This is a genomic window from Pseudomonas simiae (assembly GCF_900111895.1).
Classification (GTDB): Bacteria; Pseudomonadota; Gammaproteobacteria; order Pseudomonadales; family Pseudomonadaceae; genus Aquipseudomonas; species Aquipseudomonas simiae.
On sequence record NZ_FOKB01000006.1, the window covers coordinates 1 to 16,252 of the forward strand.

The window sequence follows — 16,252 nt, forward strand, 5'->3', positions numbered from 1 at the left end:
ACCACCTGATCCCATCCCGAACTCAGCAGTGAAACGATGCATCGCCGATGGTAGTGTGGGGTTTCCCCATGTGAGAGTAGGTCATCGTCAAGATTGAATTCCGAAACCCCTGTCTGCTAACGCAGACAGGGGTTTTGTCGTTTAGGGCCTTAAATCACCACGTTTCGTAACCCCCATCGCCTAGGTGTACCGCTGGTCTGTTTCCCACATAAAAACAGGAAATACCTCACAAATTCCTAAGATTTGCCAAGCGTTGGCCGAAAGCCTGACGAGCCATGCGTGCACCGAAATAGAGCGGCCGGAGAAGCTGCCTATACCGCTACATGGAATGTTCCACTCGGCACGCTCACCCCCCTTTGGCAAAAGAAGTCGATGAAATGAATCTTAAGTTCAGTCATAAAATTCTGTTGGCCGCGTCAGGCGTCGTGGTTTTGGCCTTCGCGTTGTTCACCCTCTATAACGACTACCTGCAACGCAGCACCATCAAGCAGAACCTGGAATCGTCCATCCAGCAATCCGGTGAGCTCACCGCCAGCAGTGTGCAGAACTGGCTCAGTGGGCGAATACTGGTACTCGAAAGCCTCACGCAAAACGTAGCCCACCAGGGCAGTGGTGCTGACCTTCCAGGTCTGGTCGATCAACCGGCATTCACCTCGAACTTCCAGTTCACCTACGTTGGCCAAACCAACGGCGTTTTCACTCAGCGTCCGGACGCAAAAATGCCCGATGGTTATGACCCTCGTCAGCGTCCCTGGTACAAGCAGGCAGTAGCCGCGGACAAACCCATGCTTACCCCGCCCTACATGGCCGCAGTAGGCGGGCAGATCGTGACCATCGCCATGCCGGTGAAGAAGAATGGTGAATTGCTCGGTGTAGTCGGTGGCGACCTGAGCCTGCAGACCCTGGTGAAGATTATCAATTCGGTGGACTTCGGCGGTATCGGCCATGCGTTCCTGGTCAGTAGCGACGGGCAAGTCATCGTCAGTCCTGAACAGGACCAGGTGATGAAGAACCTCAAGGACATCTACCCTGGCACCCAGGTGCGTATCGAGAAGGTCAGCCAGGATGTCGTCCTCAACGGTCAGGACCGCATCCTGTCCTTTACCCCTATCAGTGGCTTACCCGGCGCAGATTGGTATATCGGTCTGTCGATTGATAAAGACAAAGCCTACGCACCGCTGGGCAAGTTCCGTACTTCCGCCTTGATTGCCATGTTGATCGCCGTAGTCGCGATTGCGGTGCTCCTGAGCCTGTTGATTCAGGTCTTGCTGCGACCCCTCACCACCATGGGCGTGGCGATGCAGGACATTGCCCAAGGCGAAGGTGACCTAACCCGCCGCCTCGTTGTGACCAGCAAGGACGAGTTCGGCGAAGTCGGTAGCGCGTTCAATCAGTTTGTAGAACGTATCCACGCCTCGATTTCGGAGGTGTCTTCGGCAACCCGACAGGTGCACGATCTCTCCCAGCGTGTAATGGCCTCGTCCAATGCCTCTATCATCGGTTCCGATGAGCAAAGCGCGCGTACCAACAGCGTGGCAGCAGCGATCAACGAACTGGGCGCTGCTACCCAGGAAATCGCACGTAACGCCGCCGATGCTTCACAGCACGCCAGCGGCGCCAGTGAACAAGCCGACGATGGGCGCAAGGTGGTGGAGCAAACCATCCTTGCAATGTCGGAACTGTCGCAGAAGATCAGCCTGTCCTGCACTCAGATCGAGACCCTCAACGCCAGCACCGACAACATCGGCCACATTCTCGATGTGATCAAAGGCATCTCCCAGCAAACCAATCTGCTGGCACTCAACGCCGCCATCGAAGCGGCACGTGCTGGTGAGGCCGGTCGAGGCTTTGCAGTGGTCGCCGATGAGGTGCGTAACCTGGCTCACCGCACTCAGGAGTCGGCCGAAGAGATCCACAAAATGATCACGTCTCTGCAAGTGGGCTCGCGTGAAGCGGTGACCACCATGAACGCCAGCCAAACCTCCAGCGAAGAAAGTGTTGAGGTCGCGAACCAGGCTGGTGAGCGCTTGGTCAGCGTAACGCAGCGGATTGTCGAGATCGACGGCATGAACCAGTCCGTCGCCGCAGCCACAGAAGAACAGACGGCGGTGGTAGAAACGCTCAACGTCGACATCAATCAGATCAACCTGCTGAACCAGCAAGGCGTGGCCAATCTCAACGAAACCCTGAAGGATTGCGACGCGCTGTCGCAGCAGGCCAATCGATTGAAACAACTGGTCGATAGTTTCAAGATCTGACCCGCTGATTGATCGGGCAGGAGCGAGCCCTCTCGCCCCTGCCGCTTAGCCGACTATCCGACGAACATTTTCCAAGGCGCTATCGGCGAAGCTCTGCACAAATTGTTCAAATCCTGTGTTTGCACGGTCGATGGGCTCGGCAATGATCGTCCATGTTGCTTTGGAACAGTCTGCGCCAAGGGCCTCCACACGGATCGCCGCCCACAGCCTGGCTACACCGAGGGTGTTGTAGATTGTGGTCCAGGTCATGTGCATGGCCTGTTCGTCGCGGCTATTGAGTTGCTCCACCACACAATTACCATCGCGGAAGAATTTTGTTCGCAAGGCGCCCACGCCTGTGCCCGTCATTTCGATATGTGTCAGGTCAGGAATGAACGCATCGAAGCCTGCGAATTGCCCCACTATGTCCCACAGGCGAGTGGCATGGCAGTCGACCAAAACAGACGCAACTATCGGCCGGCCATTCGGGTTGCAAATCAATGTATCGGGTTGCAGCAGTTTCATAAGGTTATCCTGAGGCATTCAAAGAAAGCCGGTGGCCTTGAGGTAGTCGCAGCCTTTACTCAACAGCGCCGGGTCCTTTTCGGGGTACTGTGCGCCCATTTGCTGGACAGCCTGTCGCGCGTTGTCGTAGCGAATCATCGAGGTGTCGCCGATGTCTTCGTCGAGACGGCCGAGATAAAAACCCAGTACGCCAAACAGTGCATTGTCATGGCTGATCGTGTGTAGCGACTGTTGCCACTGCTCAACGCTGACCCGCTCGAAACGGTGACCCGCCTGGCTGAAGCCATCCAAGTAGTGGGCCCAGCTCAACGGCTGCGGATTGTGCAGGTTGAACACACTGCTACCGGCTTGAAAGCGGGTGCAGTGGAACGCGATGAAGCGCGCCAGGAAGTCCACCGGCATCAGGTCGAAGTTCAACGCCAACTTCGGGAGCAGGCCCATTTGCAGTGACCCCTTGAGCATCAGCATCAGCCGATTCTTTTGCGGCTGGCAAACGCCCGTGAGGCTGTTGAAACTGATGTTGCCGGGTCGATGGATATTCACCCAGGCCCCACGTTCCACCGCACGCGCCAGTTGCCGTTCGGCGACCCACTTGGACAAGTTGTAGCCATTCTTGATGTACAGCGGCAGCGTGGCCGCGGCGGGCGCTTCTAGGACATAGCCTTGAGTATCGACACTGCTCGACGCGGAGAGCGTCGAGACAAAATTGAGGACCTTCTTGCAGTGCGTCTCACACAGGCGTAGGCATTCGAGTACGGGGTCAACGTTGTCCCTGGTCAGCGACGCATAGTCCAATACATGGTTGACCCTGGCGGCGTTATGTACCAGCACACCGAACTCTTTGGCGAGGGTCTCATAGGCATTGCTGGTCAAACCCAGGCGAGGCAGGCTGACATCTGCGGCGAATACCTGCACCCGGCTCAGGTCCAGATGCTCCAGGCGATACTCGCGCAGCGCTTGGGTAAATCGCGCCATCGCCGACTGCCCCGGCTTCTCGCGCACCAGGCATGCTACTGCTGTAGCACCCTTGGCCAGCAGTGCCTCGACAATATGGACCCCTACAAAGCTGTTGGCCCCTGTAACGATCACTTTGTGCGGATCGCCCACGCAGTTTTCGGGGAGTGTGTTGTATATCCGCTCCCGATGCGCATCACGAACCGCTTGGCTGGCGGATGTATCGGGTCGTTCTCCTTGTTCCACCAATGTTGCGAGCGTACGAATCGTCGGCGCCTCGATGAAGTGGTTCAGCGAGAAACTACGGCCGAATTGTTCGCGAAAACGCAGCAAGAGGGTCGACAGCAAAATCGAATGGCCGCCGAGGTCGAAGAAGCTTTCATCGATAGACAACTCACCCGTGGGCAACGCCAGCAGTTCGATCCACAAGTGGGTCAATTGAGTCTGAAGCGGGGTTTGTGCCGCGCTGCAGGCTGTCGGCAACGTGGGCTGGATCGGCACTGCCAGCAACGCCGCACGGTCGATTTTGCCGTTGCTGGAACACGGTATGCGTGGCAGCTCATCCCAGACGCCGGGCTGCATGTAGTCCGGTAGCCACTGCCGTGCATGGTGTTGCAGCGCCGTCATGCTTGCTCCCGGTTCGGGTTGCGCGACAAAGCCACGGATCCTGCGATCACGGTCGATCACCACTGCCACCTGTCGATACAGCCGACTGCTGCGCAGGCACTGCTCAATCTCCAGGGGCTCTACCCGAAAACCACGGATCTTCACCTGATCATCTCGCCGTCCTCCCAGCACGATCCCGTCGGCAGTCCACTGCGCCAGGTCGCCAGTGCGATAGGCCCGCAGCGGCAGTTCGCCTGGCACTGCCAGCTCCACGAAAGAACTGGAAGCCTGTGATAGTGCGTTCACGTACCCCAGGCTCACTCCGGGGCCGACGATATACACCTCACCCATCACCCCTTCATCCACCGGTTGCAGGTGTTCATCGAGGATCAGCACCTGGCTGTTGGCGATGGGGCGGCCGACGTTGCGATTGCTGTCATTGGGGCGCAGCATCCGATGGGTGACCAACACCGTGGCCTCCGTCGGTCCATAGAGGTTATGGAACTGGCACTGCGTTGAAAGGCGTTCGATCACATGGGGTTCGCACACATCTCCACCGGTCAGCAGATGCGTGAGGCCCAGCGGTTGATCGAGCGGCAGGATACTCAGCAGCGCAGGCGGAAGAAAGGCATGGGTGATGCGTTGCCGGTGAAGCAGGTCCAGTAGCTGTTGAGGGTCTTGTCGTTGCTCTGTGCTGGGGACGATCAACTGAGCACCCGCTACCAAGGCGGGGAAAATATCGATCAGCGATGAATCGAAGCTCAATGGCGAGAACTGCAAGACGCGGCTCTGTTCATCCAGGTTTACACAGGACCTGAACCAGGCCGTGAAATGCGCCAGGTTGGCTTGGCTGAGCAACACGCCTTTGGGTTGCCCGGTGGTGCCCGAGGTAAAGAGCATCAGGCAGGGCGCATCGGCATGACGGTGGAGGCGCGCCAACGGCTGTGTGAGGTCGACGTCGTGTAGAGCGTGGTCGCTGACATCCAATGAGCTGAAACACGCTCTTAATGGATGCTGACCGGCGTCCAGCAATACCTGGGCTCCTGCGCTTTCGAGCATGGCCCGATGGCAGTGAGGCGGGTGGTCCGGATCCAACGGCAGGTACACCGCTCCACTGCCCAGCACGGCAAGGATACTGGCGTACAAGCCGATTGTTTTTTCCAGGCAGATCCCGACGACTGCGGGCGTTTGCCCCGTTACCAACAAGGGGTGCAAGCGCTGCTGGATTGCCAATGCTTGAGCATGCAGCTGACGATAGGTCACTTCGCTGGCACCGATATGCAATGCGGGCCGGTCGGCAAATGTATGAAAGCTTGCCTGCAACCGATTGATCAGTGGCACTCGGGCTGCCTCTATCACGTCAGGGTCGGCGGAGCGGTTGAACCGGTGGGTGAATGCCAGCGCCTCAAGCGCATCCAGGCAGTGTTCGGGCCAGCCATTGGCGACCGCATTCAATTCGAAGTATCCAGGGTCTCGCGAGAAGCCGCTGATGTGCAGCGCGGTCCATTCCACCAATTCGCGGATGACTCGCCGGCGCAGTCGTTGACCGTTACCACTGGGCTCGTCGGCGATGTCCAGTACGGCCAACAGCTTTCGGTCTGGCCTATAGGCGCGCAGTTGCAGCGCGGGCAACCCGTAGTCGGTGATTGGGCCGACGCCCAGGCGCAGGCTCAATGTTGGAATCGGGCGTGCGTTGCCCTGCACCGACTGATCGCCGTCATCGATGCACAGGTCGACGCCCTCGTTGCCCGTGATATGCCCATACTGTTCCAGTTCTTGCCTGACCGCCTCCAAGGCGCTGCTGGCGCCGGAAAATCCAATGCTCAGCCGCCTCATGTCACCCTCCCGGACACTGGCAGGTAATCGTTCAACGCATGCGCCACGCTCGGCGTTTGCAGCAAACCGCTGTGTTGCAGAAAGCCAAGGATATTGCCCATCAATGGATGTTGGCGGGTGATAGGGAAGGCCTGTGCCGCCACTTCAGCGCGTAACGCACCGCGTAGGCTGGCGCTGATGTCGAGGTGTTGGATCAAGTTCAAGTCGAAGTTTTTTTGCAGGTCGTTCGTCAGGTACTGAGCCAGGAAAACCGGCAGCACCTTGGCGATTTCATTGCGGTCCCCCTCGCTCGCGGTTTGCCAATACAGGCGTACGAGCCGTATCCAGAACTGGGCGTGGCGGCCCTCATCAAACAGGTGGTCGGCCATCAAGCCACGGATGGAAGCTTTCACGCTGGTGTCCTTGGAGAATGCCGCCACATCCTGGGTCACGGTGTTTTCAGCGATTGCCACGCCAATCAGCGCGACAGCATCGCGTAGATGAGCGGGCGCCAACGCCTGTGCCATGGGCAGCGCACGGCTCAGCTCTATTTCTGTGGGCAGTTCCAGCGGTTGTATGCCGGTCATGGCCACGGTTTGCTGCAGGAAATCCAGCGCAACCAATGCGTGGTAATCCTCGTCCACGACGACGGTCATCGCATCCACGCGGCAGGTCAGCGGGAAGGGCACAGCGAAGCGATTTTTGGCGATGCTGCGTGCAGTCTTGTCGACGATCTCGGTCTCGAATATCACCACGTCGTTGATGAACTTGTAAAAGCTCTGCACCAGTACAAAATCGCGCCACTGAGGGCAGTGCTCAAGAAATGCCGCGCAGAGCACCAGGGGCTGACGGCACAGCGGGTAGATCAGTTTGTCATCGCTCTCCAGCAAGCGCCGAGGCCGTGTGCGGATGGTTGCGCGGCGCTCCCAGTCATCGGCGATGGCTTGGTAGTCGCCGGTGTTCATGGGTGCACCTCTTGCAGCGAGGCCCGAAGCTCATCCCAGAACGCGACACGGCTGTGCATGGCCGCGAGTGCGGCGTCGTGGGCCTGTTGCGGATACGTAGGGTCTGCGCTGACCAGGCGATTGAGTAACTGCTCCGCCGCTGGCCCGTGTTCCTTGGCGTCCAATTCGATGTGGCGCTTGAGGTAAGCGCACAAGGTAGGCGCTTGACGATGAATGAACTCATCAGATTGCAGGATGCGTTCGAACATCCCCGGGATGACATGCTCGCGACCGTACAGGAATGTGGCCGCCACACAATGGGTAGGCGCATTCAATGCAAGGTGCAAGGTGGCGTTGACGAAGCGGCTCACGCCGGGAGGAGCCTCGACCTGGTGCAAGGCTGCCGTGGCTCCCAGGCCTTGGCGTAGCAGCGCAACAAAGTGGCTGATGGCCGAGGTGCTGGCGCCCACTTCCGCCATGGCTTCCAAATACAGTTCGAAATGGCTGCAATAGCCTTGCACGGGGTGTTCGTCTGACTCCTCACCCAGAATGATCTCATTGATCAGCCGCGCTGCCTGCGGGTCTTCAGCGGGTAGCCAGGGCAAGCGAGTGCAGGTCAGGTCCTGTTGCAGGCGCTTGGCGAGGGTCATGAAGTCCCAGACTGCAAACACATGACTTTCCATAAAAAGTTGTAACTTGCGCAGGGAAGTTATTTCTAAAAATAACGAATGGCTGCATAACTGCAGTTTTGCTGTTTCAAGTAAAGGTTGATGCATGGTTGATGCCTATAAGTTGTTGCGGCTGCTGTTGGGAAACAGCGATGAGTTTGTAATGGTCAGGGCGCGCGCAGGCATAAGCCGACTACCGGCGCGCAGAAATGCTCGACGATAGGCGCTGCAACGCCGAGCGGAGTGGTTTAGTAATAAAAGATGATAAGCGTATTAAATAGGTTGGCGCGCATACAAATATAATAGAAGTTTTTCTAAATAATATATGTTGTAAGTTGGTTGCTTGGGGCGTAGTGGGAAGTTTCTTTAGCGGGAGGCACTACACTGAGTGAGTGGCCCCCGTAATATTGGAAGGACGGGACAGGAGAACGCAATACTTTATGGCGTAACTTTCTTGCCGTGGGCATCCAAGCCATTCAGGTACGCCGTGATCACCTCCATGCCTCGCATCAAGTGATTGCGCAGCGTCAAGATGCTTTCCTGGGTTTTCTTCTGCGCTACCAAGTTCAACAGTTCGCGGTGGTCCTCCTGGGACGTTTCGCCCAGCCCCATGGCCTCAAGGTTGTAACGCAGGAATCGCTCTTCCTCGTTCAAACCGTGCTCCACCAGTTTAAGCAGCCGCTGGTTGGGGGCCTTGCCATAAAGCGCCATGTGGAACAGGCGATTGAGGCGTCCAATCTCGGTGTAGTCTTTTTCCTGTTCGAGGGCACAAATAAACGCCTCGGCTTCCTCGATATCGGCTTCGGTGAGCAAGGGAATCGACAGGCGCAGCGCTTCAGACTCCAGCAACATCCGCAGTTCATAGGTCTCGGCTGAATTGTCCTCGATCAACGGTGCAACCACGGCGCCCTTGTGGGTCACCACATGCAGCAGTGACTGGGCCTCCAGTTGGCGCAAGGCTTCACGCACCGGCATGCGACTGACCCCGAACAGGCTGGCCAACTCCTGTTGGCGCATGGCAGTACCGCAGGGCAACCGACCATCCAGGATGGCGTTGCGCAAGGTTTCTTCAATCACGGAGCGAGCGAGATGGGCGGGAATAGGTCCGCTGATCTTGATGCTGTTCAAAGGGGTCGGCTTCTGCGTCACGGTTACGCTATCCTCCTTATTAGAATGGGCGTGGCTAATTGGATCCAATGCACACTAGAGACTGCCCGTAAGCTTGTCAAACGGGCACAGTTTCGGCTTGTAAGCGTTTCAACATAGGGCTCCCAGCGCCCACAGCCTGCATTTATGGCGCCTTACACGGGCAGGTTCATCAAACCTGCTTCAAGCGCCGACAATGCAGCATCAAGTGTTATGGACTGAACACTTTACCGCTGTGGTTTATTGCCCTGAGCCAAGTGGCTTGGGGTTGAGCCGACACATTCCCGCATATCGTTATTCGTTAACGGTATTTAAATAGCCGTTCTTATATCTATAAAGTCAATCTCCTGTCTGACCGGGAGTGACCTCATGTCCGCCACCTCTACTGTTCCAACAGCGACCGCTACCGTCCAATCCTTCGAGATTCGTCCACTGCCCGGCAGCGTCGGCGCCGAGATCATTGGCCTGGACTTGTCGCGACCGGTCAACGACGAGGATTTTTCGCGCATTCACCGCGCGCACTTGGACCATCATGTCGTGGTGTTCCGTGACCAGCGCATCACCCCCGAGCAGCAGATCGCCTTCAGCCGTCGTTTCGGCGTGCTGCAGATCCATGTGCTCAAACAGTTCCTGCTGGCCAACCACCCGGAAATTCTGATCGTCTCCAACATCATTGAAAACGGTCAGTCCATCGGTCTGGGAGACGCGGGCAAATTCTGGCATTCGGACCTGTCCTATAAGGAACTGCCGAGCCTGGGTTCGATGCTGCACGCCCAGGAACTGCCCTCCGAAGGTGGCGACACCTTGTTCGCCGACATGCACAAAGCCTGGGACCAATTGCCCGAACACCTGCGCACGGCCGTTGAAGGCCGCAGTGCCGCGCATTCCTACACCGCGCGCTACAGCGAGACCAAATTCGAAGGCAACTGGCGCCCCACACTGACCCCAGAGCAGCTTGCCCAGGTTGCGGAAGTCGTGCACCCCATCGTGCGTACCCATCCGGAAAACGGCCGCAAAGCGCTGTTCGTGAGCGAAGGCTTCACCACTCGAATCGTCGGGCTGCCCGAAGACGAAAGCCGCGACGTGCTGGCCCAACTCTACGCCCACAGCGTGTTGCCGCAAAACATCTACCGCCATCAATGGCAGCCCCACGACTTGGTGTTCTGGGATAACCGCTCGCTGATTCACCTCGCTGCCGGTTGCCCAAGCCATCTACGCCGCAAGCTGTTTCGTACCACCATCCAGGGCGACGCGCCTTTCTGATTCGGAGCACAAGCATGTCCAGCAAAATTCCATTCGCACGGCTGGCCGCGACTGTCGGCCTGGGTGTCAGCCTGCTGGCTGGCAGCCTTGTTGCGCCGACAGCCGCGCAGGCCGAAGGCGAGATCCGCATCGCCGAACAGTTCGGCATCGTGTACCTGTTGCTCAACGTGGTGCGTGACCAGAACCTGATTGAAAAATACGGCAAGCAGCAAGGCATCGACATCAAGGTCGACTGGACACAATTGTCCGGCGGCGCCGCCGTCAACGACGCGCTGCTCTCCGGTTCCATCGACATCGCCGGCGCCGGTGTCGGCCCGCTGCTGACCATCTGGGACCGCACCCGCGGCAAGCAGAACGTCAAGGCCGTCGCGTCCCTGGGTAACTTCCCTTACTACCTGGTGAGCAACAATCCCAAGGTCAAGACCATCGCCGATTTCACCGAGCAGGACCGCATTGCCGTGCCGGCGGTGGGCGTGTCGGTGCAGTCGCGCTTCCTGCAATACGCCGCGGCCAAGCAATGGGGCGACAAGGAATTCAATCGCCTCGACAAGTACACCGTCGCCGTCCCGCACCCGGATGCCACTGCAGCGCTGATCGCTGGCGGTACCGAGCTGACCGGGCATTTTTCCAACCCGCCGTTCCAGGACCAGGCCCTGGCCAATCCGAACGTGCATGTGGTGCTGAACACCTACGACCTGCTTGGCCCGAACTCGCCGACCGTGCTGTTTGCCACCGAAAAATTCCGCAACGACAATCCAAAAACCTACACGGCGTTCGTGGAAGCGTTGACCGAAGCCGCGCAGTTCGCCCAGCACGATAAAGGTGCTGCGGCTGACACCTACATCCGCGTGACCAAGGCCAAGATCGACCGTGCCGAGCTGCTGAAAATCATCGACAACCCGCAATTCGAATTCAGCGTTACGCCAAAAAACACCTACCCGCTGGCGGAATTCCTCTACCGCGTCGGCGCCATCAAGAACAAGCCTGAATCGTGGAAGGACTACTTCTTCCAGGACGCCAAGCCCCTGCAAGGAAGTTGAGATGAACGCGCCCTTGCAAGGCCACACGGCCAGCAACCTGCACACCACCGCGCCGTTGCTGGCGGTGGATCACGTCAGCCTGGAATACCGCACCCCGGAGCGCGTTGTGCGGGCAACCCATCAAGTCAGTTTCGAGATCGATCCTGCCGACCGCTACGTGTTGCTCGGCCCTTCCGGTTGCGGCAAATCAACGTTGCTCAAGTCTATCGCCGGGTTTATCAAACCGTGCGAAGGCGAGATCCGTCTGTTGGGGCAAAAGGTCGACCAACCGGGCCCGGACCGCATCGTGGTGTTCCAGGAATTCGACCAACTGCCACCGTGGAAAACCGTAAAACAGAACGTGATGTTCCCATTGCTGGCCTCTAAAACCTTGAAGCGCGCCGAATCCGAAGAACGCGCGCTGCACTACCTCGACAAAGTCGGCCTCACGGCGTTTGCCGATGCCTATCCCCACACGCTTTCCGGCGGTATGAAAGCCCGTGTCGCCATCGCCCGCGCCTTGGCCATGCAGCCGAAAATCCTGCTGATGGACGAGCCCTTCGCTGCTCTCGATGCCCTGACCCGGCGCAAGATGCAGGAAGAATTGCTGCTGCTCTGGGAAGAGGTGCGTTTCACCCTGTTGTTCGTCACCCACTCCATCGAAGAAGCGCTGGTGGTGGGCAATCGCATTCTGTTGCTGTCGCCTCATCCGGGGCGCGTGCGCGCGGAAATCCACAGCCATCAATATGACCTGCACAGTCTCGGTGGCGTGGAGTTCCAGGCATCGGCGCGGCGTATCCATCGCTTGCTGTTCGATGAAGCGCCCGAGGCCGAACGTGAATTGGGTTTCGCTGATATCCGCATCGCGTATTAAGGGGAGCATCCATGCGCCAGGAATATGAAATCACCCTAGAACCGCTGATCAGCGTCCCCGTGGAGCGCGAACTGCCCCTGCGCCAACGCCTGTGGCAACAAGGTTGGCTGCGCAAGGGCCTGATCCTGGTGGTACTCGCGATCCTTTGGGAAGTCGTTGCGCGCTACCAGAATAATGACCTGTTGTTGCCGAGCTTCTTGCAGACCTTTCATGCGCTGTACGACGGCTTGCTCAGCGGCGAGTTGCTCAGCAAGGTCAGCATCTCGCTGGTGGTGCTGATCAAGGGTTACTTGATCGGCATCGTACTGGCGTTTGCCCTGACCACCTTGGCGGTATCGACCCAACTGGGCCGCGATCTGCTGAGCACCCTGACCTCGATGTTCAACCCGCTGCCGGCCATTGCATTGCTGCCGCTGGCGCTGCTGTGGTTTGGCTTGGGGCAGAACAGCCTGATCTTCGTGCTGGTGCATTCGGTGCTGTGGGCGCTGGCGCTCAACACGTATTCCGGGTTCCTCGGCGTGTCCGAAACCCTGCGTATGGCTGGGCGCAACTATGGCCTCAAGGGCATGCGTTTTGTGCTGTTCATCCTGATCCCGGCGGCGCTGCCGTCGATCCTCGCGGGCCTCAAGATCGGCTGGGCATTTGCCTGGCGCACCCTGATCGCCGCCGAGTTGGTGTTCGGTGCCACCAGCGGCAAGGGTGGCCTGGGGTGGTACATCTTCCAGAATCGTAACGAGCTGTACACCGACAAGGTGTTTGCCGGTCTGGCAGTCGTGATCCTGATCGGCCTGCTCGTGGAAAACCTGGTGTTTGACACCTTTGAGCGCCTGACCGTGAAGCGTTGGGGTATGCAGCGCTAAACACGAATGATTGCTCTTTGTCCGCCGTGAAGCCGATAATGCCGGCGGAATCTGGCGCCGCCCTGGCGTCAGGTGTGCCTCGTAAAAGGATTTACAACGATGCGGTTTTTTGTCTTGGCAGCGGCCTTGCTATTGTCGACCTCGGTTTTCGCGGAGTTCGTGCCCGAGCCGGTCAGCATGCCCAAGCCGCTTTACCCCAGCAACCTGACCTTCACCCAAGGGCATGCGCGTATCAGCCTGAATATTCACAACGACGGTACGGTCAGCGATGTCAAAGCGCTCAGCGCCACCAAGCCGGCGTTTGGTGCAGCCGCCGTCGCTGCGGCCACACTCTGGCGCTTCAAGCCTTGGACAGTAACTGCCGATCGGCCTGCGGTACTCGACGCGCAGAACGATATGATTTTCACGCCCGAAGCGCCAAGGAAGGAAACGATTCAACTGACCTTCACGCAAACCACTTACCAATCCTGCAGCGCACTGACCGAAGAAGTCAGCCAGTTCCGTCGCGACCATCCCACCCGCCCGTTGATCGCGATGAAGAGCTTTGCCATTACCCGGGTAGCGGTGATGTTCCCGGCGCTAAGCGGTAAAAGCGATTACAACGAAGGCCTGACCCGTGCCGACGAACTGGAAAACGCCCTGCCGGAAATCGTGCGTAAGTGCCAGGCTCATCCCAAAGCCACCTACGCGGACTACCTGCCCCGTAACCTGAAGCGCTACCTGTAAAGCCTGCTACGATTGCGCCCAGTTCACTCCCCATTGGTCACGAGTGCTTGGCATGCAATTACCGGACATGAACCTGCTGGTCGCCCTCGACGCCTTGCTCGACGAGGGCAGTGTGGTTGGCGCCGCGCGCCGCATGAACCTCAGCCCGGCGGCCATGAGCCGCACCCTCACGCGTATCCGCGAAGCCGTCGGCGACCCGATCCTGGTGCGCGCCGGTCGCGGCCTGGTGCCAACGCCCAAGGCTCTGCAGTTGCAAGGCCAGGTGCGCAACGTGGTGGAACAAGCGGCGCTGTTGTTCCGTTCCGCGGACCAAGTGGATTTGAGTACGTTGCGCCGTCGTTTCAGCGTGCGCGCCAACGACTTTTTCATCGGCGTGTACGGCGGTCGACTGTTCGACACCATGGAACGCATGGCGCCGCTGTGCGAGCTGTGCTTCGTGCCCGAAGGCGATACCGACGACGAGGCCCTGCGTGAAGGTCGCCTGGATTTGCGCGTGAGCAACACCATGCCGGTCACTCCCGAAGTGAAGGTGCAGAACCTGTTCTCCACCACCTTCGTCGGCCTGGCACGGGAAGACCATCCGTTGTTCGACGAAGACATCACCGCCGCACGCTTTGCCAGTTACTCCCATATCAGCATCTCGCGGCGCGGCATTGCCCGTGGGCCGATCGACACCGCGCTGAGTGCTCAGGGCTTGGAACGTCGTGTGGCAATGATCGCCCCAGGCTTTCACGGCGCGATGTTCATGCTGCCCGATTCCGACTTGCTGCTGCCGGTGCCCAAGGAAGCGCTGTTGAGCGCCAATCGCCTGAAACTGCCCCTGCGCTCGTTCGCCCTGCCGATCTCGTTGCCGACGCTGGTGCTTGCCCAATCCTGGCACCCGCGATTCGATAAAGACCCTGCTCACAAATGGCTGCGTGAAACCATGCGCGAGAGTTGTCACGCCACTTGGCTTGAAGCACAGCCTGTTTGATCGTTGCGTTTGGTGCACTTATACCCTTCCAACAAGTAACTTTTTGTCATGTGTGTGCCTGATTAAACTGCTCAGGTATTCAACATCCCGAGTTACCTGTTCATGACCTCCCTCGCTGCCCCCACCCTTGCGGCCGCAGCCAAACCCACCGCGATGACCCCACCCGTATTCGGCCCGCGCATCATCATCGGGCTGGTCGGCGTGTTGCTGGCGGTGCTGGTCTCTGGCCTCAACGAGATGGTCACCAAAGTGGCCCTCGCGGACATTCGCGGTGCGCTGTACATAGGCTTTGACGAAGGCACCTGGCTGGTCGCGGCGTACACCGCGACTTCCGTGGCGGCCATGGCGTTTGCGCCCTGGTGTTCGGTGACCTTTTCCCTGCGCCGTTTCACCTTGTGTGCCATCGGCCTGTTCACTGCGCTGGGCATCTTGTGTCCGTTCGCGCCGAACTACGAAAGCCTGTTGGTGCTGCGCACTGTGCAAGGCCTGGCCGGTGGTGCGTTGCCGCCGATGCTGATGACCGTGGCTCTGCGGTTCTTGCCGGCCAACGTCAAGCTGTACGGCTTGGCCGGCTACGCACTCACCGCCACCTTCGGCCCGAGCCTGGGCACGCCGCTGGCGGCGCTATGGACCGAGTATGTTGGCTGGCAGTGGGCGTTCTGGCAGATCGTCGCGCCGTGCCTGCTGGCCATGATCGCCGTGGCCTACGGACTGCCGCAGGATCCGATTCGGTTGGAGCGTTTCAAGCAGTTCAACTGGCGCGGCTTGCTGCTGGGTTTCCCGGCGATCTGCATGCTGGTCATCGGCATTCTGCAAGGCAACCGCCTGGACTGGTTCGAGTCGGGCCTGATCACCTTCCTGTTAGGGGGCGGTGGCGTGTTGCTGGTGCTGTTCATGGTGAATGAATGGTCGCAGCCCATCCCCTTCTTCAAGCTGCAGATGCTCGGTCTGCGCAACCTGTCGTTCGCCCTGATTGTGCTGGCGGGCGTACTGATGGTGCTGACCTCGGTGATCATCATCCCGTCGAGTTTTCTCGCTCAGGTCCAGGGCTACCGTCCGCTGCAAACCGCGCCCGTGATGCTGTTGATGGCGATACCGCAGTTGATTGCGCTGCCGCTGGTGGCGGCGCTGTGCAACCTGCGTTGGGTCGATTGCCGATGGGTGCTGGGGATCGGCCTGGGCATGCTGGTGCTGTGCTGTGTGGGCAGCGCGCACCTGACTTCGGAATGGATTCGCGACGATTTCTACGGCCTCTACCTGCTGCAGATCTTCGGGCAACCGATGGCCGTGTTGCCGTTGCTGATGCTTTCCACCGGCAGTATCCAGCCAATGGATGGTCCGTTCGCCTCAGCCTGGTTCAACACCATCAAGGGGCTGGCCGCCGTGATCGCCACTGGCGTGCTCGATACCTTGACCACCCAGCGCCTGCATTTTCACTCGACCATGTTGGTCGACCGCCTGGGCAATTCCCCCCTGGCCGACGGCGATGCGCCGGGCCTGGCGCACCGCCTGCATGAGCAGGCCGTGGTGCTGACCTCTTCGGATCTCTATTACGTCATGGCCGCGGTCGCGGTGGCGTTGATCCTGCTGATTTTCTGGATGCCCACGCGGATCTTTCCGCCTCGCGCACCGACTTGATAGA

Annotated in this window: 13 protein-coding genes and 1 rRNA gene; 9 read left to right on the forward strand and 5 right to left on the reverse strand. The window is 59.0% G+C overall.

Going from position 1 to position 16,252, the window contains the following annotated elements:
* Both rrf and BMZ57_RS18860 read left to right on the forward strand, forming a co-directional pair.
* Positions 1-93: ribosomal RNA gene (rrf, locus tag BMZ57_RS18855) — 5S ribosomal RNA — on the forward strand; the annotation flags it as partial.
* Between the two features lie 284 nt (positions 94-377).
* Positions 378-2,258 (forward strand): methyl-accepting chemotaxis protein, encoded by a 1,881-nt coding sequence (locus BMZ57_RS18860; protein ID WP_010214278.1) that lies wholly within the window; start codon positions 378-380, stop codon positions 2,256-2,258.
* 45 nt (positions 2,259-2,303) lie between these two features.
* Here BMZ57_RS18860 and BMZ57_RS18865 read toward each other — a convergent pair whose 3' ends face one another.
* From BMZ57_RS18865 to BMZ57_RS18885, 5 genes are all read right to left on the reverse strand, one after another.
* A complete protein-coding gene (locus tag BMZ57_RS18865; RefSeq protein WP_045791453.1) occupies positions 2,304-2,762 on the reverse strand; it encodes an SRPBCC family protein in 459 nt (152 codons plus the stop codon).
* A gap of 18 nt (positions 2,763-2,780) precedes the next feature.
* Complete coding sequence (locus tag BMZ57_RS18870; protein WP_069672888.1) at positions 2,781-6,158, reverse strand: amino acid adenylation domain-containing protein; 3,378 nt, start codon at positions 6,156-6,158, stop codon at positions 2,781-2,783.
* Complete coding sequence (locus BMZ57_RS18875) at positions 6,155-7,102, reverse strand: diiron oxygenase (RefSeq protein WP_069672887.1); 948 nt, start codon at positions 7,100-7,102, stop codon at positions 6,155-6,157. Before BMZ57_RS18875 ends, BMZ57_RS18870 begins: the two co-directional genes overlap by 4 nt.
* Complete coding sequence (locus BMZ57_RS18880) at positions 7,099-7,857, reverse strand: DUF3050 domain-containing protein (RefSeq protein WP_029529282.1); 759 nt, start codon at positions 7,855-7,857, stop codon at positions 7,099-7,101. Before BMZ57_RS18880 ends, BMZ57_RS18875 begins: the two co-directional genes overlap by 4 nt.
* A gap of 330 nt (positions 7,858-8,187) precedes the next feature.
* Positions 8,188-8,898, reverse strand: coding sequence for a GntR family transcriptional regulator (locus BMZ57_RS18885; RefSeq protein ID WP_010214271.1), 711 nt, complete (start codon positions 8,896-8,898; stop codon positions 8,188-8,190).
* A 366-nt stretch (positions 8,899-9,264) separates the two neighbouring features.
* Here BMZ57_RS18885 and BMZ57_RS18890 point away from each other — a divergent pair, with 366 nt between their 5' ends.
* The 7 genes from BMZ57_RS18890 (at position 9,265) to BMZ57_RS18920 (ending at position 16,248) form a co-directional block, all read left to right on the forward strand.
* The gene (locus BMZ57_RS18890) at positions 9,265-10,158 is read left to right on the forward strand and encodes a TauD/TfdA dioxygenase family protein (protein WP_021491675.1); all 894 of its coding nucleotides are present in this window, start codon (positions 9,265-9,267) and stop codon (positions 10,156-10,158) included.
* Between the two features lie 14 nt (positions 10,159-10,172).
* Positions 10,173-11,198, forward strand: a complete 1,026-nt coding sequence (locus BMZ57_RS18895) for an ABC transporter substrate-binding protein (protein ID WP_069672886.1) — start codon at positions 10,173-10,175, stop codon at positions 11,196-11,198.
* 1 nt (position 11,199) lies between these two features.
* A complete protein-coding gene (locus BMZ57_RS18900) occupies positions 11,200-12,051 on the forward strand; it encodes an ABC transporter ATP-binding protein (protein ID WP_069672885.1) in 852 nt (283 codons plus the stop codon).
* A gap of 11 nt (positions 12,052-12,062) precedes the next feature.
* Positions 12,063-12,911, forward strand: coding sequence for an ABC transporter permease (locus BMZ57_RS18905; protein ID WP_010214267.1), 849 nt, complete (start codon positions 12,063-12,065; stop codon positions 12,909-12,911).
* Between the two features lie 99 nt (positions 12,912-13,010).
* The gene (locus BMZ57_RS18910) at positions 13,011-13,637 is read left to right on the forward strand and encodes a TonB family protein (protein WP_069672884.1); all 627 of its coding nucleotides are present in this window, start codon (positions 13,011-13,013) and stop codon (positions 13,635-13,637) included.
* A gap of 52 nt (positions 13,638-13,689) precedes the next feature.
* Positions 13,690-14,610 carry a LysR family transcriptional regulator gene (locus BMZ57_RS18915; protein ID WP_010214263.1) on the forward strand — a complete coding sequence of 307 codons (921 nt, stop codon included), beginning with the start codon at positions 13,690-13,692 and terminating at the stop codon, positions 14,608-14,610.
* A 102-nt stretch (positions 14,611-14,712) separates the two neighbouring features.
* Positions 14,713-16,248 (forward strand): MFS transporter, encoded by a 1,536-nt coding sequence (locus BMZ57_RS18920; RefSeq protein WP_010214262.1) that lies wholly within the window; start codon positions 14,713-14,715, stop codon positions 16,246-16,248.
* The last annotated feature ends 4 nt before the right edge of the window (positions 16,249-16,252 follow it).